Raw genomic sequence first — 1659 nt, 5'->3', positions numbered from 1 at the left:
GTATTATCTCCATCACGGCGATCTCGCGCCCGGCACGTCGCATTTACGCACGGACATCGCGGCGGGGCAGGCGCTGATGCGCGGCCTGCGCGGCAAGGTGTCGGGTCTATGCCAACCGGCTTATGTACTCGACATTCCCGGCGGCCACGGCAAATCGCCGATCGGTCCAAACTACATCGAGCGCACGCCGGAAAACGGCGAGCGCATCGTGGTCGAGGATTTCAACGGAAACCGGCATCGTTATCCGCCGGCAGACAGGCAAGCGTAGCGATCGTTAGTGCTGGATCGCCATCAGGTCGAACACAGTGGCAGCCACGGCGAGACCGGCGAATCCAACGAACACAACTGCGACCACAGCGTAGCCGACGAAATTCACGTCGCGACGCAGCGTTGCCATTACGACTTCCTTGTTCATCATGGCCTGGTGCTCCTTCAATGAGCAGGATGCAGGACGCGAACGCTTAATTACCCGCAACGGCTCAATCGGTCTGTAATTTCTACGTTAAATAATACGCGAAATGCAGCGCCAGCGTGCATGGCTGCCATGTAGGCGTCCCGCTCACGATTGTGTGAGTAAGCTTTCAGCCCTGTGTCACTTTGTATCAGCGACCCCAAGACTGGGCAGGTCGAGGACAGTTAAACTTCGCTACGATTCGATTCGCCGCGTGCGACGGAAAGCGGCTGGGGGGCAGGGCGGTGCGACTGAATCTTGGATGCGGCCGCGAATACCGGCCAGGGTGGATCAATGTCGACAAGGATCCCACGGTCGAGCCCGACCTGCTTTTCGATCTCGATGGTCCGGTCTGGCCCTTCGAAGACAACAGCGCCGACTTCATTTTGCTTAAATTTGTCCTCGAACACGTCGGTCAATCGACGGAAGTGTTCAACGGCATCATGCGCGAACTGTATCGCATCGCCAAACCGGATGCCGTGCTCGAAATACACAGCCGTCATCCGCAGCACAGCGACTTTTTCGACGACCCGACGTGTATTCGCAGGATCACGCCGGAAGTTCTGGCATTTTACGATGTGGGCGCTGGCGAGGTCTGGCGCGCGACCAAGAAGCCGAAACGTTCCCTCACGCCCGTGCTCAACATCGACTTCGAAACCGTCGAGGCGCTCTACAACCTCGATGGTCAACTGGCCGAGCGCGGAATGGCTAGCGGCGTGTCGGCGGCCGAATTGGCACGGACGTCCAACAACATCATCCAGTCGACCAAAATAAAGCTGCAGGCGCGCAAGCCCCTCAAGTTCGGACGATCGCTGCAACGCTACGGCGCTTTTTGTCTGGAGCGGCATGTCGGCATGGGCGATGTGCTTATGGCGCTGGCCGCGGCCAATGCCCTGAAGCAGATCTCGGGCAAGCCGGTCTATCTCATGACATCCGAGGGAATGCGCTCATTGGCGGAAACCTGTCCCGTGCTCGACGGTGTCTTCACGGACCCGAACGAGGCCGCCGCTTTGGACGAGCAGTACCGTGACACTGGCGGCGTGCTGCGTGCTGATCTTGCCCCGGCGCTCTTCGGATTGTCGCGGCTGCATCAGGTCGATGCCTTCCTCGAGCACTTTGGCCAGATGGCTCCGGCAAGTGCCAAGGAAATCGTGTTGCGCGATCCGAATGAAGCGGTTCATGCGCGGTTTGCTGAATCCCTGCCTCGG

General features: G+C 59.3%; 4 protein-coding genes. 2 read left to right on the top strand and 2 right to left on the bottom strand.

The annotated features are described in order from the left end of the window. The coding region (locus tag VGN12_20085) for a hypothetical protein (protein ID HEY4311757.1) at positions 1 to 268 on the top strand (268 nt) is incomplete at its 5' end. A gap of 6 nt (positions 269 to 274) precedes the next feature. On the opposite strand, the gene VGN12_20080 is transcribed toward VGN12_20085, so the two are convergent. Both VGN12_20080 and VGN12_20075 read right to left on the bottom strand, forming a co-directional pair. Further along, complete coding sequence (locus VGN12_20080) at positions 275 to 418, bottom strand: hypothetical protein (protein HEY4311756.1); 144 nt, start codon at positions 416 to 418, stop codon at positions 275 to 277. Positions 419 to 636: 218 nt separating this feature from the next. Continuing rightward, entirely contained in the window at positions 637 to 870 is a 234-nt protein-coding gene (locus tag VGN12_20075; protein HEY4311755.1) for a hypothetical protein, read from the bottom strand. A gap of 9 nt (positions 871 to 879) precedes the next feature. Here VGN12_20075 and VGN12_20070 point away from each other — a divergent pair. After that, on the top strand, positions 880 to 1659 hold a 780-nt coding region (locus VGN12_20070; protein ID HEY4311754.1), incomplete at its 3' end, for a hypothetical protein.

Source organism: Pirellulales bacterium (genome assembly GCA_036499395.1).
Classification (GTDB): Bacteria; Planctomycetota; Planctomycetia; order Pirellulales; family JACPPG01; genus JACPPG01.
Note: the sequence above shows the minus strand (reverse complement) of the source record. Positions and strands in the feature narration are given on the sequence as shown.

What these genes read in the sequence shown, in the direction of transcription:
- VGN12_20080 (HEY4311756.1), bottom strand. Translation starts at nt 418, where the DNA reads ATGATGAACAAGGAAGTCGTAATGGCAACGCTGCGTCGCGACGTGAAT.